Source organism: Allokutzneria oryzae (assembly GCF_042429765.1).
GTDB lineage: Bacteria > Actinomycetota > Actinomycetes > Mycobacteriales > Pseudonocardiaceae > Allokutzneria > Allokutzneria oryzae.
Map to the genome: position 1 here is coordinate 546212 of NZ_JBHLZU010000027.1, position 19837 is coordinate 566048.

General features: G+C 71.0%; 16 protein-coding genes. 8 read left to right on the forward strand and 8 right to left on the reverse strand.

All coding sequences use genetic code 11. The features are described 5' to 3' along the window. Positions 1-13: 13 nt before the first annotated feature. From ACFFQA_RS32800 to ACFFQA_RS32820, 5 genes are all read left to right on the forward strand, one after another. On the forward strand, positions 14-661 hold the full coding sequence (locus ACFFQA_RS32800) for an O-methyltransferase (RefSeq protein ID WP_377860713.1): 648 nt from the start codon (positions 14-16) through the stop codon (positions 659-661). A 177-nt stretch (positions 662-838) separates the two neighbouring features. Then, a complete protein-coding gene (gene cmk / locus ACFFQA_RS32805; RefSeq protein ID WP_377860714.1) occupies positions 839-1528 on the forward strand; it encodes a (d)CMP kinase in 690 nt (229 codons plus the stop codon). Positions 1529-1533: 5 nt separating this feature from the next. Beyond that, a complete protein-coding gene (locus ACFFQA_RS32810) occupies positions 1534-2226 on the forward strand; it encodes a lysophospholipid acyltransferase family protein (protein ID WP_377860716.1) in 693 nt (230 codons plus the stop codon). Next, entirely contained in the window at positions 2223-3629 is a 1407-nt protein-coding gene (gene der, locus ACFFQA_RS32815; RefSeq protein ID WP_377860718.1) for a ribosome biogenesis GTPase Der, read from the forward strand. Before ACFFQA_RS32810 ends, der begins: the two co-directional genes overlap by 4 nt. Beyond that, positions 3626-3982, forward strand: coding sequence for a DUF952 domain-containing protein (locus ACFFQA_RS32820; RefSeq protein WP_377860720.1), 357 nt, complete (start codon positions 3626-3628; stop codon positions 3980-3982). The genes der and ACFFQA_RS32820 overlap by 4 nt, the downstream gene beginning before the upstream one ends. A 6-nt stretch (positions 3983-3988) precedes the next feature. Here ACFFQA_RS32820 and ACFFQA_RS32825 read toward each other — a convergent pair whose 3' ends face one another. From ACFFQA_RS32825 to ACFFQA_RS32835, 3 genes are all read right to left on the reverse strand, one after another. Continuing rightward, on the reverse strand, positions 3989-4366 hold the full coding sequence (locus ACFFQA_RS32825; protein ID WP_377860722.1) for a hypothetical protein: 378 nt from the start codon (positions 4364-4366) through the stop codon (positions 3989-3991). Between the two features lie 180 nt (positions 4367-4546). After that, a complete protein-coding gene (locus ACFFQA_RS32830) occupies positions 4547-6037 on the reverse strand; it encodes an alpha/beta hydrolase (RefSeq protein WP_377860724.1) in 1491 nt (496 codons plus the stop codon). 75 nt (positions 6038-6112) lie between these two features. Further along, positions 6113-7171, reverse strand: coding sequence for an SDR family oxidoreductase (locus ACFFQA_RS32835; protein ID WP_377860726.1), 1059 nt, complete (start codon positions 7169-7171; stop codon positions 6113-6115). 71 nt (positions 7172-7242) lie between these two features. Between ACFFQA_RS32835 and ACFFQA_RS32840 the strand changes: the two genes are divergently transcribed. Beyond that, positions 7243-8151 (forward strand): LysR family transcriptional regulator, encoded by a 909-nt coding sequence (locus tag ACFFQA_RS32840; RefSeq protein WP_377860728.1) that lies wholly within the window; start codon positions 7243-7245, stop codon positions 8149-8151. Between the two features lie 4 nt (positions 8152-8155). Next, positions 8156-8953, forward strand: coding sequence for a hypothetical protein (locus ACFFQA_RS32845; RefSeq protein WP_377860730.1), 798 nt, complete (start codon positions 8156-8158; stop codon positions 8951-8953). Positions 8954-9001: 48 nt separating this feature from the next. Here ACFFQA_RS32845 and ACFFQA_RS32850 read toward each other — a convergent pair whose 3' ends face one another. From ACFFQA_RS32850 to ileS, 3 genes are all read right to left on the reverse strand, one after another. Next, complete coding sequence (locus ACFFQA_RS32850; protein ID WP_377860731.1) at positions 9002-9466, reverse strand: MarR family winged helix-turn-helix transcriptional regulator; 465 nt, start codon at positions 9464-9466, stop codon at positions 9002-9004. A gap of 49 nt (positions 9467-9515) precedes the next feature. Then, entirely contained in the window at positions 9516-10706 is a 1191-nt protein-coding gene (locus ACFFQA_RS32855; RefSeq protein WP_377860733.1) for an RCC1 domain-containing protein, read from the reverse strand. 117 nt (positions 10707-10823) lie between these two features. Next, entirely contained in the window at positions 10824-14027 is a 3204-nt protein-coding gene (gene ileS / locus ACFFQA_RS32860; RefSeq protein WP_377860735.1) for an isoleucine--tRNA ligase, read from the reverse strand. A gap of 431 nt (positions 14028-14458) precedes the next feature. On the opposite strand from ileS, the gene ACFFQA_RS32865 reads away from it, so the two are divergent. Next, a complete protein-coding gene (locus ACFFQA_RS32865; RefSeq protein ID WP_377860736.1) occupies positions 14459-16057 on the forward strand; it encodes a glycosyl hydrolase family 18 protein in 1599 nt (532 codons plus the stop codon). Positions 16058-16092: 35 nt separating this feature from the next. Here the strand turns inward: ACFFQA_RS32865 and ACFFQA_RS32870 are convergent, their stop codons facing one another. Both ACFFQA_RS32870 and ACFFQA_RS32875 read right to left on the reverse strand, forming a co-directional pair. Continuing rightward, positions 16093-16959 (reverse strand): hypothetical protein, encoded by an 867-nt coding sequence (locus tag ACFFQA_RS32870; RefSeq protein ID WP_377860738.1) that lies wholly within the window; start codon positions 16957-16959, stop codon positions 16093-16095. Further along, positions 16956-19757, reverse strand: coding sequence for an ATP-binding protein (locus ACFFQA_RS32875; RefSeq protein ID WP_377860740.1), 2802 nt, complete (start codon positions 19755-19757; stop codon positions 16956-16958). Before ACFFQA_RS32875 ends, ACFFQA_RS32870 begins: the two co-directional genes overlap by 4 nt. Positions 19758-19837: the final 80 nt, after the last annotated feature.

Genomic DNA, 19837 nt, shown 5'->3' on the forward strand with positions numbered 1-19837 from the left:
CTGGAGGACCCCTGTGAAGATCATCGACCCTGCCGTCAGCGACTACCTGCTGGAGAACTGCACCCCGGCCGACGACCTGCTGCGCGAGCTCGCCGAGGAGACCAGGGCCACGCTGCCCGACGCCTCGGTGATGCAGATCTCCCACGACGAGGGGGAGTTCCTGACCATGCTCGTCCGCCTCATCGGCGCGCGAAGAGTGGTCGAGGTCGGCGTGTTCACCGGCTACTCCTCGATCTGCATCGCGCGCGGCCTTCCCACCGACGGCCACCTGCTGGCCTGCGACGTGAGCGAGGAGTGGACCGCCGTCGCCAGGAAGTACTGGGAGCGCGCGGGCGTCGCCGACCGCATCGAGCTGCGGATCGCGCCCGCGCTGGAGACCCTGCGCGCCCTGCCCGCCGACCCGGTGCTCGACATGGCCTTCATCGACGCAGACAAGGTCGGCTACCCCGACTACTACGCGGAGCTGGTGCCCCGGCTGCGCCCCGGCGGCCTCATCGTGCTGGACAACGTCCTGCGCGACGGCAGGGTGCTGGACGACTCCTCCACCGACGAGGGCGACATCGCCATGCGCCGGATGAACCGGATCGTCGTGGAGGACGACCGCGTCGACTCGGTGATGCTCCCCGTCCGCGACGGCGTGACCCTCGCCCGCAAGCTCTAACCCCCTCACCCCGCTCCGCCGACCGCCATTCGCGGGCTTATGGACCTCCTTCGCGCGCCGGAGGCGTCCATAAGCCCGCGAATGGCGGTGGTGGGGGGACGGGGCAGAATGTCGGCGACGTGGTGGCGGTGTGAGGAGGACTGGGCAGTGGGACACGAGGCGCCTGGAGTCGTTGCGATGGACGGCCCCTCCGGCACCGGCAAGTCCACCGTGTCCAGGAGGCTCGCGGTTGCCATCGGCGCCCGCTACCTGGACACCGGGGCGATGTACCGCGCGGTGACGCTCGCCGTGCTGCGCGCCGGGATCGACCCGACCGACGCCGCCAAGGTCACCGAGGTCGCCGAGCGGGCGCGGCTGGAGATCGGCACCGAGCCCACCGCGCCGACGGTGCGCCTGGACGGCGACGACGTGGCCGCGGAGATCCGCGGTCAGGAGGTCACCACGGCCGTCTCGCCGGTCTCGGCGGTCGGCCGGGTGCGCGAGCTGCTGGTCGGCCAGCAGCGGGCGATCATCGCCGACGCTGCCGCCGCGGGGCTGGGCATCGTCGTGGAGGGCCGCGACATCGGCACCACCGTCGCCCCGGACGCGCCGCTGAAGATCTACCTCACCGCCTCGGCCGAGGCCCGCGCCCGGCGCCGCACCGCGCAGGACACCGCATCCGGCCGGACGTCCACTGTGGACGCGACGCTGGCCGACGTGCAGCGCCGCGACCGCTACGACTCCACCCGCGCGGTCTCGCCGCTGCGGCAGGCCGAGGACGCGGTCGAGGTCGACACCACCGAGCTGGACATCGACGGGGTGCTGGCGCGGCTGCTGGAGCTGGCCGAGCTCCGCGGGTTGCCCTCGGCTCCGCAACGGGCCGGGTGAGCACCGTGGGCGAGCCCAGCAAGGCCAGCGGGCTGCCGCAGGGCGCGTGGCCGCTGTTCCACGATGCCTGCCGCCGTCTGGGCTCGGCGGTCGTGCACGTACCATTCAGGCTGCGGGTCCACCGCAGGGAGCTGATCCCGCGGACCGGCCCGCTGGTCCTGGTGTCCAACCACACCGCGTTCCTGGACGGCCCCGTGCTGTTCTGCGTCGTGGGGCGGCGTTCGGTCTTCCTGGTCAAACACGAGAACTACCGCGGCCTGCTCGGCCGGTTCCTGCGTCGCCTCGGTCAGCTGCCGGTGCGGCGCGGCACGCCGGACCGCACGCCGCTGCTCACCGCTGTGCGCCTGCTGCGCTCCGGTGGGGTGGTCGCCGTGTTCCCGGAGGGCACCAGGGGCACCGGAGAGGTCGCCCAGGCACAGCACGGCGCCGCCTGGCTGGCCCGCTCCGGAGAGGCACTGGTGCTGCCGGTGGCCTGTCGGGGGATCCGGCGGCCCCCGGGCTCGCGCAGGCGCTTCCGCCCGAGGGTGGATGTGCTGGTCGGCGAGCCGTTCGCGGTGCCGATGGGCAAGGGTCGGGTGGTGCTCGCCGCCGCGACCGAACGGGTGCGCTCCGAGCTCTCCGAGCTCGTCACCGAGCTGGACCGGCTTCGCGCCGGCGGGCTCGGCGCACCGAAGAAGGCGAAAGGGGAACGGGCGTGACCGGCTTGGACGGCACGTGGACCGACGAGGCGGACTGGGCGGCGATCGACGCCGCGGCCGAGGCGGGATCCGACAACGCGGCGGAGCCGCCGCAGCCGGTGCTGGCGATCGTCGGCCGGCCGAACGTCGGCAAGTCCACCCTGGTGAACCGCATCCTCGGCAGGCGGGAAGCCGTCGTGCAGGACGTGCCCGGCGTGACCCGCGACCGGGTCTCCTACGACGCGCTGTGGAGCGGACGCCGCTTCACCGTCGTGGACACCGGTGGGTGGGAGCCGGACGCCAAGGGGTTGCAGGCGGCGGTGGCGCTGCAGGCGGAGTTCGCGATGAAGACCGCCGACGCCATTCTCGTGGTCGTGGACGCCACGGTGGGCGCGACCAGCACGGACGAGGCCGTCGCCCGGGTGCTCCGGCGCTCCAAGCGGCCGGTGCTGCTGGTGGCCAACAAGGTCGACGACCAGCGGCTGATGGCCGAGGTGGCCTCGCTGTGGTCGCTCGGCCTCGGTGAGCCGTACGCGGTCAGCGCGCTGCACGGCCGCAGCTCCGGTGACCTGCTCGACAAGATCCTGGAGGTGCTGCCGGAGACCCCGCGCGAGGCGTTCGGCGGCACCGGCGGACCGCGCCGCGTCGCCCTGGTCGGCAAGCCCAACGTGGGCAAGTCCAGCCTGCTCAACAAGCTGGTCGGCGAGGAGCGCTCGGTCGTCCACGACGTCGCGGGCACCACGGTGGACCCGGTCGACTCGCTGGTGGAGCTGGACGGGCAGGTGTGGCGCTTCGTCGACACCGCGGGCCTGCGCCGCCGGGTCAACCACGCGCAGGGCGCGGAGTACTACGCCTCGCTGCGCACCCAGGCTGCGATCGAGTCCGCCGAGGTGGGCATCGTGCTGCTGGACGCCAGCAAGCCGATCACCGAGCAGGACCAGCGCGTGATCACCATGGTCGCCGAGTCCGGGCGCGCCCTGGTGGTGGCGTTCAACAAGTGGGACCTGGTCGACGAGGACCGCAGGCTCCAGCTGGCCAAGGAGATGGACCGCGACCTGGCCCGCATCCCGTGGGCGGAGCGGATCAACGTCTCGGCCCGCACCGGCCGCGCCGTCGCCAAGCTGGCGCCCGCGCTGCGCACCGCGCTGAACTCCTGGGACTACCGGGTGCCGACCGGCCAGCTGAACACCTGGCTGTCCGACCTGACCGCGGCCACCCCGCCGCCGGTGCGCTCCGGCAAGCAGCCCAAGATCCTCTTCGGCACCCAGGCGGGCACCAGGCCGCCGACCTTCGTGCTGTTCACCTCCGGCTTCCTGGAGGCGGGCTACCGCAGGTTCATCGAGCGCAAGCTCCGGGAGAGCTTCAGCTTCACCGGCAGCCCGGTCCGGGTCTCGGTCCGGGTGCGCGAGAAGCGGAAGAAGTGATCCTGCACTTCTGCCCGAGGGCCGACTGGGACGCCGCGCTGGAGCGCGGCGTCTACCGGCACCCCTCGCTCGACGAGGTCGGGTTCATCCACTTCTCCGACCCGGGGACGGTGCACCTCCCGGCGAACGCGCTGTTCCCGGGCCGCACCGACCTGGTGCTGCTGGAGGTGGACCCGGCAACGGTGGTCGTCCCGCTGCGGTGGGAGCCGGGCGACGGCGACGCCCCCGGCGGCCCGTGGTTCCCGCACCTGTACGGGGAGCTGCCGGTGGCGCTCGTCGTCGGTGTGCACGACTTCCCGCTCAACGCCGATGGCGGCTTCGAGCTACCGAGGTCGTTGTCCCACCGGCCCTGAAGCAGTTCAGCAGGGCTTCAAGGAGCCGCCGTCGTCGAGGTTGCCGTCGTAGACCCAGCCTTGCAGGGTGGTGCCGTTGGGCTGGTCGGGCCGGACGTGGGTCCAGGTGTTGCCCGCCTCGTTGCGCACGTAGCAGTGGTAGAAGAGCTTGGTGTGGATGGTCGGCCAGATCACCACGCTGCAGGAGCTGTGCGGGCCGGAGCGGATCGGCCCCCCGGTGTTGTCCTTCGTGGTGCCCCAGTTGGAGTCCTTGGCGGACCACCTGTGACTGGTGCACGCGGCGGCACCGGCCGGGGCCGCTGACGCGGACGGGGCCACGGCGAGCACCGCTGAGGTGATCATCAAGGGCAGGACGGTCGCCGCCCATTTCCTGGAGTTGCGCACGGATCATCCCTTCGAGTCGGTCGCGGGATTCTTGCACGATAAAGACCCGTGCTGGGAAGTGTTCCGCGAGGAAAAAAGCGGCGACCGTGGAATATGCCTGGAATTCTTCGGGGTGAAGCGAAGCAACTTTTGCGAAAGATGCGAGTGTTCTTTTTGGCCTATTCTTGGTAACGATTCGCGCTATCCGGGCGTGACGTCGTCGGAGCAGACGGCGCCGGGCCGGGGGAGGCGGAGGTCGGTGAGGTAGCTCGTGATCGCCGACTTCGCGCAGGGGCTGTGCTGGAAGCCGGTGTGGCCCTCACCGTCGAAGGTCAGCAGACGCGAGTTGACCAGCGTTCGCGACAGCGCCACCGAGTCGCGGTACGGCGTGTCCGGGTCGCCGGTCGTGCCGACCACGAGGATCGGCGCGGAGCCCCACGCGTGGAACGGTCCGGCGTAGCGGCTGCGCTGCTCTGCGGGCCACTGGACGCACGCGGTCGCATGGGCGTGGTCGTAGTTCGGCGGTGCGTAGGCGAGCGCGGGCCCCGCCAGTGGTGCTTTCCGCGCCGCGTAGGCCAACCGCTCGCGCAGCAACGACATGCTCTTCGGGAACGCGCGGTCCGCGCACTCCACCGCGACGTTCGCCGCGAAGAACTCCGTGTTGGCGTCGGCGGGTTTCATCAGTGGACCGGTGCGCTGCTGCGCCTTCACCAGGTTGTCGGCTAGGCGGACCCAGGTCGATTTCCCGCCGTTGAGCGCGAAAACGACCGCAAGTGTCATCGTCGCTCCATTGGCTCCATTGGCCGGGTTCGCGTCCAGCGCGGCTTGCAGCTCGGTGAATGCGGCTTCCGGCTTGCCGTTGCCGAACGCGCATTTCGCCGGAGTCGCCGCGCACCACGTGAAGAACCGTTTCAAGGTCGCGTCGACCGCGTCGAACTGCGTGATGTCGTAGGAGTAGGGCTGGTTCGCGTAGTGGTTCGGGTCGTAGGCGCCGTCCAGCGCGAGCGCGCGCGTGCGCCGTGGGAACAGGCTCGCGTACACCGTGCCGATGTAGGTTCCGAACGAGAAGCCCAGGTAGCTGAGCTTGCGGTCACCCACGGCCGCGCGCAGCAGGTCCATGTCCCGGGCCACGTACTCGGTGCCGATGTAGGGCAGCAGGCCACCGCTTTCCCGTTGGCACGCCTGGGCGAACTCGCGTCCACTGTGGACGGCCCGGGGGAAGGCGTCCTTGTCGGGACGGGTGGTGGCGCTCGCCCAAGCCGCGCCGTAGGTCTTGGGGTCCTGACAGCGCACCGCGCCGCTGGCCGCGACGCCACGCGGGTCGAAGCCGACGATGTCGAAGCGCTCGCGCAGCTCGGCGGGGCCGGTGGTGGCCAGCGACCGCGCGGTGCTCACGGCCGAGCCGCCGGGGCCGCCGGGGTTGACGAACAGCGAGCCGATGCGGCGGGCCGGGTCGGCGGCGGGCTTGCGCAGCACCGAGAGCCCGATCGTGCCCGCGCCCGGTCTGCGGTAGTCCAGCGGGACCTGGGCGGTGGCGCACTGGAAGCCCTTGCCGCAGTCGGCCCAGGCCAGCACCGGCACCGCGACACCGGGCATGCCGCCCGCCGGTGGCTCGGCCGCGGAGGCGGCGCCACCGGTCGGAACCAGCAGCGCGACCCCCAGCGCGACGCTTAATGCCTTGTGAGGTACCAAGTTCTCTCCTAGGGACGGGGCGTCCCCAGCACTCTGCCGGAGTCCGGTCGAGCGGTGGTACGGCGGTTCGAAGGGTCAGGGGATGACCTTCCGCTTCCGCAGGTCCGCGAAGATGTCCAGGAACATCGCCTCGGTGTCGACGAACTCGTGGAAGCCCGCCCGCCGCGCCTTCGAGCCGTCGGCGAACATGTCGTAGTCCCAGGAGAAGACGAAGTCGCCGAAGCCCCACGAGGAGACCTCGGAGTAGGAGTGCGGTTCCAGGCCGTGCTCGGCGACCATGGCCTCCCACAGCGGCTCCTTGTCGGCCATCACCACCTCCAGCGACATCGGCAGCGGGGGCGCGACCTCCAGCTCGAAGAACGCGGCGATCTTCGGCCACATCTCGCTCCACCGGAACAGGTCGCCGTTGTTGATGTTGTACGCCTGGTTCGCGCAGCGGGGGTCGGTCGCCGCCCACACCGTCGCCCTGGCGAGCAGTCCCGCGTCGGTCATCTCCAGCAGGGAGTCGTAGGCCCCTGGCTTGCCGGGGAAGCGCAGCGGCAGCCCCAGCTGCTTGGAGATCGACGCGTAGACCGCGATCACCATGGCCAGGTTCATCGGGTTGCCCAGCGCGAACCCGGCGACCACAGAAGGCCGGAGCGCCGACCAGGTCCAGCGCTTGCCCAGCTGCCGCCGCTCCAGGAACTGCTGCTGGTCGACGTTGAACTCCGGCGGCATGTGCCCGGCGTCGTCCTCGCGTGCCGGGGTCTTGAACGGGCCGAGGTGCGCGCCGTAGACCTTGTAGCCCTGCATCAGGCTGACGTGCGCCAGGTTCTCGGCCACCGGCTCGATCGCGTCCACCACGTTGACCAGCATCGCCAGGTTCGGCGGCACCAGCTCCGCCCAGCTCGGCCGGTCCTGGTAGGCGGCGTAGAAGACGTGCGTGACCTCGGTGAGCCCGCTCAGCCGCGCCCTGGTGTCCTCGGCGTCGAGCAGGTCGACCGCGACGTGCCGGACCCGGTCGGAGTCCGTGCCGCCGCGCCGCGACAGCCCGATGACCTCCCACTCCGGCAGCGTGGACAGGTGCTCGACGAGGTTGCGGCCGATGACGCCGTTGGCGCCGACCACGAGGGCGACCTTGCGTTCGTTGCTCATGGCACAACCCTGCGCCGACCACCACTGATAAGTCCAAGGCTTCGTTCTCATCAAAGTCATAAGATGTGTTCATGCCGAGCCTGCGTCAGCTGGAGTACCTGGTCACGGTGGTGGACGAGGGGTCGTTCACCCGCGCCGCGGAGCTGCTGCACGTGACCCAGCCCGCGCTGTCCCATCAGGTCCGGGCGCTGGAGCGGGCGGTCGGCGGCCCGTTGCTGGAGCGGCTGCCCCGGATGGTGCGGCCGACGCCGATGGGCCGCGCGATGCTGCCGCACGCCAGGGCCGCGCTCGCGGCGGCGGAACGGGGGCGCTGCGCCGCGCGGCAGGCTTCCGGGCTGGAATGCGGCGAGCTCCAGCTCGCCACGCTCCACTCGGTCAGCCTCGGTGTGCTCCCGCCGGTGCTGCGGGCGTGGCGCAAGGAGTACCCGGACGTCCACATCAGGCTCTTCGAGCACCGGCACGCCGACGAGCTCCGCGAGGCGATGTCCACCGGTGAGGCCGACATCGCCGTGGGGCCGGTGCCCTCGGAGTGGGACGGCCCGGTCAGGACGATCGGCGAGGAGGAGTTCGTGGTGGTCGTCCCGCCGGACGACCCGTGCGCGGTGGACGGCGCCGACCGGGTCCGGCTGGACGCGCTCGCCGAGCGGAGCTGGGTGCACTACGCGCCGGGGCACGGGCTCGCCACCGTGCTCGACCAGAGCTGCGCGGCGGTCGGGTTCCAGCCCCGCGCCGCCGTGCGGACGGAGCAGACCGCAGCGGCGCCGATCCTGGCCGCCGCCGGGCTGGGGCCGACCCTGGCACCGGCCAACGTGATCCCACCGCATTTCGACGGCCACGTCCTGCGCCCGGAGCCGCCGATCCGGCGTGCCCTCGCCGCGTACACCCGAGGCGCCCCCGACCCGTTGACCGGCGCGTTCATCGAGACGCTCGCCGCGAACGCGTGCGTGCTGCCGGAGCACATGCGCCGCCAACTACGGTGAGCGGGTGAACCGAGGAGCCCGGCCCCTGACCTGGATCCCCCCGCTGACCGCGGCGCTCGCCCTGGTGGCCTACGCGCTGCTGCGCAACATCCCGGGGTTGCACGACTTCAGCCAACCCGTTCCGCCGAGCCGGCAGGAGAGCGGCCTGTGGTGGGCCGTGCTGAACCTGGACGTCTTCGGCGGCACTGAGGACAGCTACGTGCATCCGCTGGAATGGAGCTACCTCGGCCTGGCGGCGCTGGTGTTCGCGGTCGCCGCCGTCTGCCACTGGTGGACCCGGCGGGGGAGCGCCTGGCTCTGGCCGCTGGGCTTCTACCTCTTCCTCGTTGTCGTGACAGCGGTGAAGGCCTTGTCCTACAACGACATCGCGGTCGCCATGGGCTTTGTCGTCGCCGGTGTGCTGTTGGTCTGCGTTGGCCTGTACCTCTACCGGAGGAACCAGCTGTGGGGGCTCGTGGGTGTGCTCGGGATGAGCGTCGTCGCGGTGACGCTGCGGCCGATCGACGGGTTCATGCTCGTGCTCTTCGCGGTGCTGACGGCCTACGCCGTGGTCGAACGCAGCGCCCTGTTGGCGCTCACCGGCGCTGTGTACCTCGTGGTGGCGTGGTGGCCACAGTGGACGCTCGACTACCAGGCGGGGTTCCAGGTCCTGACCGCGGAGCAGTTCGAGCAGCTGGACGTCTTCTGGCTCTCCGCACGGGTCTACATCGGCCCGGTGAGCGTGCTGCTGCTCGGCACGGTCGCCGTGGTCGTCAGCGGCGTGCTCGCGAGGCGGCGCGGCGCGCCAGAACCGTCACAGTGACCAGCACCGCGAAGCCCGCACCGCCGAGGCGGACCTGACCGACGCGCCTCACCGGTCGGTGGAGGGCCCGACGAGCTCGATGAGGTGGACCAGCTCGCGGCGGAAGTTCTCGTAGTCGCCGAGGGAGCCGAGCAGCGCCTCGGACTCCCGCTCCGCCTCGCGGGCCTGTGCCAGGACCTGGCGGCCCGCGTCGGTGATCGTCACCGTCGTGCGTCTGCGGTCCCGGCTGTCCTGCTCGCGCCGCACATAACCGGCCCGCTCCAGTCGCTCGGTCGTGCGGCTCATGGTCTGGTCGGTCACCCGGCAGGCCGTGGCCAGCTGGCGCTGTGTCAGCGGCTCCCGCTCCAGGCCGTGCAACGCGATCAGCCCGGCGTGGGTGAGGTTGTGCTGTTCCAAGTAGGCGTGCCAGCGGTGTTCGACCATTCGCGCCGCCACCGACAGCAGCCGCCCCGTCGGCCAGGACGCGACGTCCGCGCCCGGGCCGGGCAGGGCGAGGTCACCGTGTTCGTCCACCTCGCCCTCCTTCCGGTTGCTCGTCTCAGGCGAACCTACCGCGCCTCGGTCACGGCACCAGTTGGCCCCACATGAAGACCTCGCCGCCCTTCAGCACGAGGTTGTGCACCCGCCCGGCGCTGAACCCGGTGACCCCGGACGCGGCCCGCTCCGGGACCGCGCACAGGGCGCCGATGGTGCCCCAGCCGAGCACGGCGTCGCCCTTGTGCGCGTAGTTGCAGAAGGGCCCGGCCACCGGGGCCCGCACCCCGGACCGCGCCGCCTCGGGGACGTCGTTGAGCCCGCCGACGTCACTGCCCCAGGCGATCACCTTGCCGTCCTTGAGCGCCAGCACGTTCGTCTCGCCCACGGAGATCGCGCTCACACCGGACAGCGCCTCGGCGGGCACGTCCTTCACGCCGTTCTCCTTGGTGTGACCCCAGACGATGACCTTGCCGTTCTTCACCGCCGCGCTGATGTTCCCGCCCGCCGCGATGGCCGAGACACCCGAGCGCGCCTCCGCGGGCACGTCCGTCTGGCCGCTGTGGGTGGCGCCCCAGGCGATGACCTTCCCGTTCTTCAGCGCCAGTCCGTGCACGCCGCCCGCGGCGATGGCGCTCACCCCTGACCGTGCCTCCGCAGGCACCTTCGTGTACTCCGGCAGCCCCCAAGCGAGGACCTTGCCGCCCTTGAGGGCCAGCGCGACGTTGGCGCCCGCGCTGATCGCCGAGACCCCGGAGGCGGTCTCCTGAGGCAGGTCCGTCTGGCCGTACCGGTTGGTGCCCCACGCGGTGACCTTGCCGTTCTTGAGCGCCAGGCTGAACGTGTCACCCGCGCTGATCACGTCCACGCCGGAGCGCACCTCGGCGGGCACGGTGTGGTTGCTGAACGCCAGGCGGTCGCACTTGTCGACGTCACTGCACAGCCGCGCGGTCGGCGGGCCGTAGCCGGGGTCCTTGACGGTGGCGGTGACCTGCCGGGTACCGGGGCCGCACTGGCGCTGGGAGGACGTCCAGTCGTGGCCCTTCAACGGCCCCCACCACGGAGTGCCGACCTGGAGGAAGAAGCAGAGCGACGGGTCCGGGTCGGTGACGGTCAGCGTTCCCGTCGCCGTGGCGACTCCGCCCTCCGTCCCCACCGTGCCGGAGCCGCCGGCGCCGGGGATGCTGAAGTTCCATGGCTGTGCGGTCGCCGCGTTCGCGGTCGCGGTACTGAGCAGCAGCAGGACGGCCGCAGCCAGGACCGTGTGGATTTTTCGCATGGGCGCACCGTAGGAACGTCCTTTATCGGCGCCGTATCCACCGCGAACGGACGACACAGAAACGCGGAAGGCCCACAACGCCTTCTCCATAAAAGCGTTGTGGGCCAACCGGAACAGCTACTGCTTGGCGACCGCCACGGTCACCTTGACGCTGTCGCCGACGGTGCCGGCGAATCCGTCGGTCGCGGCGTAGGACACCGACGTGGCAAGGGTTTCCGAGGCCACGAAGGACTCGTGCGCCTTGACCGCCTCGACCACGTCGGCGGGCGCGTCCACGGTCAGCGAGATCCGGTCGGAGACCTCGAAGTCCGCCTCCCGCCGCGCCTGCTGCACGAGCCGCACCAGGTCACGGGCGACGCCCTCGTCGGCAAGCTCCTTGGTCACCTCGGTGTCCAGCAGCACCAGGCCGGAGCCGCCGGGCAGCTCCGCCGCCGCGCCGGAGTCCTTGGCCACCAGCCGCCGCTCGTACTCGGTGTCCAGCAGCTCGATCCCGGCCGCGACCACTGCGCCGTTGTCGGCGGTGCTCCACTCGCCCGCCTTGACCGCCTTGATCACCTTCTGCACGTCCTTGCCGAGGCGCGGGCCCGCCGCACGGGCGTTGACCGCGACCTCGAACGCGCCGTGGGTGGCCACGTCGGTGTCCAGCTCGACCGCCTTGACGTTGACCTCGTCGCGGATGATGTCGACGAAGTCCCCGAGCGCCGCGACGTCTTCGGCCGCTACGAGCAGGCGGGCCAGCGGCAGCCGCACGCGCAGCTTGTTGGCCTTGCGCAGCGACGAGGCCGAGGAGCACACCTGGCGCACCCGGTCCATCGCCGTCACCAGGGCGTCGTCAGCGGGCAGCTCGTCCGAGGCGGGCCAGTCGGTCAGGTGCACCGAACGCTCGCCGGTCAGGCCGCGCCACACCGACTCCGCCGTCAGCGGCAGCAGCGGCGCGATGACCCGGCAGGTCACCTCCAGCACCGTGTGCAGCGTGTCGACCGCGTCCTGCTCGCCCGCCCAGAACCGGTCCCGCGAGCGGCGCACGTACCAGTTCGTCAGCACCTCGAGGAACTCGCGCACCGACTGGCACGCGCCCGCGACGTCGTAGGTGTCCAGACCGCGCCCCACGTCCGCGACGAGCTCGTTGGTCTTGGCCAGCACGTAGCGGTCGAGCACGTTGGTGGAGTCCGTGCGCCACTTGCCCTCCACGCCCGCCGCGTTCGCGTACAGGCTGAGGAAGTAGTAGGAGTTCCACAGCGGCAGCACGGCCTGGCGCACCGAGTCGCGGATGCCTCGGTCGGTGACGACCAGGTTGCCGCCGCGCAGGATCGGGCTCGCCATGAGGTACCAGCGCATGGCGTCCGAGCCGTCGCGGTCGAAGACCTCGGTGACGTCCGGGTAGTTGCGCAGCGACTTCGACATCTTCTGGCCGTCGGAGCCCAGCACGATGCCGTGCGAGACGCAGGTGCGGAACGCGGGCCGGTCGAACAGCGCCGTTGCCAGCACGTGCAGCAGGTAGAACCAGCCGCGGGTCTGGCCGATGTACTCCACGATGAAGTCACCGGGGTAGTGGTGCTCGAACCAGTCCGCGTTCTCGAACGGGTAGTGCACCTGTGCGAAGGGCATCGACCCCGAGTCGAACCACACGTCCAGCACGTCGGGCACCCGGCGCATGGTGGACTTCCCCGTCGGGTCGTCCGGGTTCGGCCGGGTCAGCTCGTCGATGAACGGGCGGTGCAGGTCGGTCAGCCGCACGCCGAAGTCGCGCTCCAGCTCGTCCAGCGAGCCGTAGACGTCCGTGCGCGGGTGGGCGGGGTCGTCAGAGACCCACACCGGGATCGGCGTTCCCCAGTACCGGTTCCGCGAGATCGACCAGTCGCGCGCGTTGGACAGCCACTTGCCGAACTGCCCGTCCTTGATGTGCTCGGGGTACCAGGTGATCTCCTGGTTCAGCTCGACCATCCGGTCCTTGAACGCGGTGACCTTGACGAACCAGGACGACACCGCGCGGTAGATCAGCGGGTTTCGGCAGCGCCAGCAGTGCGGGTACGGGTGCTCGTAGGTCTCGTGCCGCAGCAGCACCGCGCCCTGCGAGGCCGTGGCGCCGGTGCCGTTCTTGAGGTCCTTGATGATGTTCGGGTTCGCGTCGAAGACCTGCTGGCCCGCGTAGTCGGGGACCTCGGAGGTGAAGCGGCCCTTGGCGTCCACGGGCGTGACCGGCGTGATGCCGGCCGCGTCGGTGACCGCCTTGTCCTCCTCACCGTAGGCGGGCGCGATGTGCACGACACCGGTGCCGTCCTCGGTGGTGACGTAGTCCGCGGACAGCACGCGGTGCGCGCCCTCGTGGCCCGCGAAGTACGGGAACGGCGGGTCGTAGCGCACGCCGAGCAGCTCAGCGCCGGTGTGCCGGGAGAGGACCTCGGGGGACTCGCCGAGCTCCTTCGCGTAGGCGGCGACCCTGGCCTCCGCCAGCAGGAACCGCCCTCCGTCAGCGTCGACGCCCGACCCCGCAAGCGAGTCTTCGGAGGCCTTGACCACGACGTAGTCGACCTCGGGGTGCACGGCGACGGCGAGGTTCGACGGCAGCGTCCACGGCGTCGTGGTCCAGATCAGCACGTGCGCGCCGTCGAGCGCGGAGTCGTTGCCCGCCAGGCGGAACCCGACGGTGACCGCCGGGTCCTGGCGGCTCTTGTAGACGTCGTCGTCCATCCGCAGCTCGTGGTTGGACAGCGGCGTCTCGTCCCGCCAGCAGTACGGCAGGACGCGGTGGCCCTGGTAGACGTAACCCTTGTCCCACAGCTGCTTGAAGGCCCAGAGCACGGACTCCATGTAGCTGACGTCGAGGGTCTTGTAGTCGTTGTCGAAGTCCACCCAGCGCGCCTGCCGGGTGACGTACTCCCGCCACTCGCCGGTGTAGCGCAGCACCGACTCGCGACAGGCGGCGTTGAACGCGGCGATGCCCATCTCGTCGATCTGGGACTTGTCGGTGATGCCCAGCTGCCGCTCGGCCTCCAGCTCCGCGGGCAGGCCGTGGGTGTCCCAGCCGAAGCGCCGCTCGACCCGGCGGCCCCGCATGGTCTGGTAGCGCGGGATGACGTCCTTGGCGTAGCCGGTGAGCAGGTGGCCGTAGTGGGGCAGGCCGTTGGCGAAGGGCGGGCCGTCGTAGAAGACGTACTCGTTCGCGCCGTTGACCCCCGCCTCGCGCGCGTCGATGCTGGCCTGGAAGGTCCGGTCGGACTCCCAGTACGCCAGGACGTGCTTCTCCAGCTCGGGGAAGGACGGCTGCGACGGCACGCCACCGGTGCTGTCGGGGTCGGCTGTCGCCTTCGGGTAGGCCACGGGTCGCGCTCCTCGCGGTTCGTCTCGCTCGCACAAACCGCGGGGACGAAGGCGCCGTCTCCGGCGGGCTCCGCGGTACCACCCCGCTTGCCCCGCGTGCGGCGGGGCCACTCTTGGCAAGGCTGTGACGGGCCCACCCGTCCGGTTCTACTGGGGGCGCCGAGGCGCCCTGTTCTTCCGGAGGCTCCCCGGTGATGGCCGGATCAGCGCCTTTTCTCAAGGTTAACCCGCCCTGTCGCGGTGTTTTCGCGCGGGGCTGGCCGGACCGTTCGGGCAGATGGAGTAACCCGGGGGTCTCCGGGCTGACCAGCGCCGTTTCTTCGCGCTGCTCCATTCGAGTGATGGCAGTGGTCTAGACCTTGACCCGGCAGTGGTCCAAACCACATGTTGCTACCCATCCGCGCCGCCGCCCGGCCGTGATGAGGAGAACGATGTCCAAGGTTCGATGGCATCTGACAGCGTTGTTCGCGGCGGTAGCCGCTCTGGTCCTCGGTCTCGTCGTGGTCGCGCCCGCCAGTGGTGCGACCGGGGTGAAAGCCACGTTCTCCAAGTCCTCCGACTGGGGCTCGGGCTACGAGGGCAAGTACACCATCAGCAACGGCGGGACCTCGGCCATCAGCTCCTGGAGCGTGGAGTTCGAGCTGCCAGCCGGGCACACCGTCGGCTCGGTGTGGGACGGCAACAAGACCACCAACGGCTCCCGCGTCACCGTGAAGAACACCTGGAACGGCAACGTCGCGCCCGGCGCGTCGGTCAGCTTCGGCTTCAACGTGAGCTACACCGGTGACTCCGGCTCGCCGATCTACTGCCGCATCGACGGCGGTTCCTGTGACGGCACCGGCGGCACCCCGACCACGACCACCACGCCGCCGCCGGTGACCTCGACCAGCACCCCGCCGCCCGGTCCCGGCAGCAAGATCAACCTCGGGTACTTCGCGCAGTGGACGGTCTACGCCCGCAACTACCACGTGAAGAACATCCACACCTCCGGCTCAGCCGCCAAGCTGACGCACATCAACTACGCCTTCGGCAACGTCAGCAACGGCCAGTGCGTGCTCGGTGACGCCGACGCGGACACCGGCAAGTTCTACGACGCCAACGCCAGCGTCGACGGCGTCGCCGACACCTGGGACACCGGCGCCCTGCGCGGCAACTTCAACCAGCTGCGCAAGCTGAAGAAGATGTACCCGCACATCAAGGTCCTGTACTCCTTCGGCGGCTGGACCTGGTCCGGCGGTTTCGGCCAGGCCGCGCAGAACCCCGCCGCCTTCGCCGAGTCCTGCCACAAGCTCGTTGAGGACCCGCGCTGGGCCGATGTCTTCGACGGCATCGACATCGACTGGGAGTACCCCAACGCCTGCGGTCTGACCTGCGACACCAGCGGGTTCTCCTCGTTCAAGAACCTCGCGCAGGCGCTGCGCGCCCGCTTCGGCCAGAACTACCTCGTCACCGCGGCGATCACCGCCGACGGCAGCAACAACGGCAAGATCGACAAGGCCGACTACGGCGGGGCCGCGCAGTACCTCGACTGGTACAACGTGATGACCTACGACTACTTCGGCGGCTTCACCCCGCAGGGCCCGACCGCCCCGCACTCGCCGCTGACCGCCTACCCGGGCATCCCCGCCGACGGCTTCAACTCCGACGCGGCGATCCAGAAGCTCAAGGGCAAGGGCGTGCCGTCCGCGAAGCTGTTGCTGGGCATCGGTTTCTACGGTCGCGGCTGGACCGGTGTCACGCAGGACGCGCCCGGTGGCAGTGCGACCGGACCGGCCCCCGGTGACCAGGGCGAGGCGGGCATCGCCGACTACAAGACGCTCAAGACCCGCTGCCCCGCGACGGGAACGGTCGGTGGCACCGCGTACGCCAAGTGCGGCAACGAGTGGTGGAGCTACGACACCCCGGCCACCATCGGCGGCAAGATGAGCTACTCGAAGAACCAGGGCCTCGGTGGCGCCTTCTTCTGGGAGCTCAGCGGTGACACCGCCAACGGTGAGCTGATCACCTCGATGAGCAACGGGCTGAAGTAGCCCGGCACGACCCGGGGCCGGTGACTGGTGGTTGCTCAGTCACCGGCCCCGTTCCACTCCTGGGTCCAGAGCCCCGTCACCCGGTCCAGCCGCACGCCGACGGGGAAGGCCCTCGGCACTGGGCCGTTCGGCCGCCAGCCCTGCGGGGCGAGGCCGATCTCCACCCCGTACTGCTCCGTCCCGGTGATCCGCCCGGTCCAGAACGGGCTGCGCTCCAGCAGCCCCGCCGCCAGCTCCCTCGGCGGCTCGGTGATCGTCCCGCCGTCCTCGATGCCGAGCGCGCTCGCGGCGAACAACGCCAGCAGCCGGGCGAGAACCCGTGCGGGGACGGAGGAGTCCAGGCTCCGCACGGTCAGGTAGCAGTCGTCGTGGGTGCGCAGATGGGTGCGGCAGCGGGGAAGCGCGGGCAGCAGCGCCGCGTCGTCGTCGCGGGAGTTGACCGCCAGGGCCAGCTCCTCGGCGTCCTGCTCGGTCAGCACGCCGTCCCAGTCCAGGATGTCGACGTCGTAGAGACTCCAGTCCGCGAAGAACTGGCGCAGGTCCCGCCGGGCCAGCACCAGCAGGTCGTTGGCGGGGGCGCCCCGGCGCGAGGTCCAGCTCACGTCGTGCGCCTGCGCCGGAACCCCTTGCCCTCGCGCGATCTCCCTCGGCGGCAGGCTGCGCAGCTCCTCGTCCATCCAGCTGTTCTGGCCGATGTTGAGCACCGCGACCGTCTCCCGCCACGGCAGCGCGTCCACCAGGTCGTAGGTCGTCGCCGCCGTCCCGTGCACCGTCCACGTGCCGTCAGGACCGGCGGGCACGACCTCGATCGACAACGGGAAGGGGGCCGCGTCGGCGCCGATGCTGTTGACCCCGAACGCGTTCCACTGGTCGATCCGCACCATGCGCGGCCCGTCGGTCACGTCAGCAGCTCCCCGCGCGAACTGACGCCGAGCTTGCGCAGCGCCCGCGCGACGTGCTGCTCGACGGTTCGTGGGGAAAGGAACAACACCTCGGCGATCTCCCTGTTCGTCCTGCCCTGGGCCAGCAACCGAGCTACATCCTGCTCTCTCGGGGACAGCTCGTTGCCGTAGCCACGCCGACCGCGCCGCGACGGCTTGCCGCCGCCGAGAGCGCGCAGCAGGTGCCTGCACCGGGCCGCGTCCCTGGTCGCTCCGAAGTCGTCGAAGGTGTCGGCCAGCGCCGACAGCTCCTCGTCGACCGGCGCCGAGCCCGCGTCGACGCGGCACACCAGCTCCCGTTCGGTTGCCAGTGCGGCGAAGTACGGCGCGCCGATCTTCTCGTAGAGCCCCGTCGCCTCTCGGTGCAGCGCGATCGCGGTCGCCCGGTCGCCCCGCGACTCCGCCAGCTGCGCGCGGCAGGTGACCAGCGCGGCCGCGGGCAGCGGAGCGTCCAGACCGCTCAGCCCGGTTTCCAGGTCGTCAACCAACCGGTACGCCTCGTGCTCGCGCCCCACGGCCAGCAGCGCCGTGACCGCGACCGGGGCGATGTCCCCGGACCACGACCAGATCCCCTTGCCCCGCAACAGCTTCAGCCCGTCGTCGGCCACGCGGACGGCCTGGTCGGGCTCGCCACGCGACAGCCACATCCTGACCAGACCGGCGAAGGCGTCGATCGCGACCGGCCCGATGGCGTCGCGCGGCTGCGCCACCCCGGTCGCGGAGAACCACCGCGCGGCCTCGTCCCACTCCCCGCGCGCCACCGCGAGCGACCCCAGCACCAGCGACAGTTCGCTGGCCACCGGGAACAGGTCGTGGTACTCGTCGAGCAGCCGCGTGCAGCGCTCCCGCAGGCCCGACCACTCCCCGGTGAACCAGTCCAGCCGGGCGCGGGTGGCGCGGGCGGTGCTGGCGATGAACGGGGCGCCGCAGTCCACCGCCAACCGGAGTCCGCTGACCAGGAGCTGCCCGGCCCACTCGTACTGGCCGATCGAGGCGCAGGCGTCCGCGAGGTTGCAGTGCGCCCGCGCCAGCTGCCGCTGCTCGCCGTGCGTGGCGGCGTCGTCGGGCAACGCGGCGAGCGACTCCGCCACGCGCGCCTCACCGGTGTGCAGCCGAGCGCCGAGCTGACTGGCCAGCAACGACATCCGCAGCTCACCGTCCTCGCACGTGGCGGACGCCTCCTCCAGCTGCGTCATCCACGGCAGCAACGCCTCCAGCGGTGCCGACCCGAGAAACGGTTGCGCCAGAACGGCTACGCCCTTGACCGCGAGGTTGCGCCGTTCGGTCAGCTCACCCACGGCGAGCTCGACCTCCGCCCGGCCCGCGGCGAGGTCGTTCGCCTGCCGGATCAGCAGCATGCCGAGGAACAACCGCACCTCACCACGCACGGCCGTGGCCAGCCTGCGGTCGCCGAGCAGCCGCCGCAGCGTCGCGATCGGGTCCACCTGGTCGATGCCGACGTGCGCGGCCTGACCTAGCCGCACGGCGAGCCGGTTCACGTCCTCGGCGGCCAGGTCCGGCTCCTCCAGCAAGCGCTGCAACAGATCCGTCGCGGTGGCGTGGTCGCCGGACTCGCTCGCCTGTTCGGCGGCGGCCTCGCCGTAGCGCAGCCAGGCGGCGAGCCGCCCGGTCCGGCGACTGTGCTCCGCCAGGCGCACCAACGGCTGAGGTTCACGGGTCCGCAGGACGCGCAACGCCCGGATGTGCAGCTCGTGGCGATCCGGTCCGGCGAGCGTGTCGTAGACCGCCTGTTGTGCCAGTGGATGCCGGAACCCGTAGCGGCATTCGCCCACCTCTCGGAGGACTCCGGCGCCGAGCGCGTGCGTCAAGGCCGTGCGGCAGCGCTGGTGCGTCAGTCCGGCGACCTCACCGAGGACCTCGGCGGTCTCCGGCACCCCGAGCACGGCGGCGGCCTGGGCGATCCGGGTCGCGGTGATCGGCAGGTCGGCCAGCCGCTCCAGCATCGCCTCCCGGAGCAGCGCGGGAACTTCGAGCGCGGTTCCCGTTGGGTTGGCGCGCAGGACTTCCTCCACCACGAAAGGTATTCCGGCCGTGCGCTCGCGCAACGTCGCCGCGAACTCGGCGGAGACCCGGTCCTCGCCCAGGATCGCCGACGCGAGCGCGCGGACCTCCGCGACGTCGAAGGGACGCAACGCGATCAGCGCGCTGGGAATCCCGTCCGGTGGCCGGCAGGCGCTGCCGAAGGGCATCCCGCCGGGGATCTCCGCCCGCCGGAAGGTCACGACCACGGTCAGCTCCGGTGGCGGATCGGTGACCAGGAACCGCAACAGGTGGCGCGAGCCGCTGTCGGCCCAGTGCAGGTCCTCGATCACCAACGTCGCAGGGCCGAGCGCGGCGAGGAGCTCGCGCACCGCACGGAACAGCCGGTGCCGCTCCGATCGTGCGTCACCGGTGGGTTCGGGTGCGGGCGGCAGCAGGTGCGCGAGCTCGGGCACGAGCGGCCGCAGCACGCCAGTGATCGCACTGGGCCGAACGGTCGCGAGAGTTGCTCCACGCAGGGCATCAAGTACCGCCCCGTAAGGAAACGGCTCGCGCAACGGCTGGCAATGACCAATGAGCACCGTGTGGTCCTGTTGTGCGTTCAGTGCTTCGCGCACGAGGCGGCTCTTGCCCACCCCGGCCTCGCCTTCGACCACCGCGAGCGCCGCACCGTCGCTGCCCAGTGCACGCCCCAGCGCGTCCAGCTCGGGGCCACGCCCGACGAACACCGGCGATCCTGTCCGCAGCAGCGTCGTCACGGTCCACCTCCGGGCGGGCGGAATCAGTAGGTAGCGAAAGTTGGGTAGGCCTACGTATGCCTACCCGGATTGTTCGGACC

Bases quoted from the DNA above. Each gene is read 5' to 3' on its own strand.
- cmk (WP_377860714.1), top strand. From the start codon at position 839: ATGGACGGCCCCTCCGGCACCGGCAAGTCCACCGTGTCCAGGAGGCTC.
- ACFFQA_RS32835 (WP_377860726.1), bottom strand. From the start codon at position 7,171: ATGAGCAACGAACGCAAGGTCGCCCTCGTGGTCGGCGCCAACGGCGTC.
- ACFFQA_RS32840 (WP_377860728.1), top strand. From the start codon at position 7,243: ATGCCGAGCCTGCGTCAGCTGGAGTACCTGGTCACGGTGGTGGACGAG.
- ACFFQA_RS32855 (WP_377860733.1), bottom strand. From the start codon at position 10,706: ATGCGAAAAATCCACACGGTCCTGGCTGCGGCCGTCCTGCTGCTGCTC.
- ACFFQA_RS32865 (WP_377860736.1), top strand. From the start codon at position 14,459: ATGTCCAAGGTTCGATGGCATCTGACAGCGTTGTTCGCGGCGGTAGCC.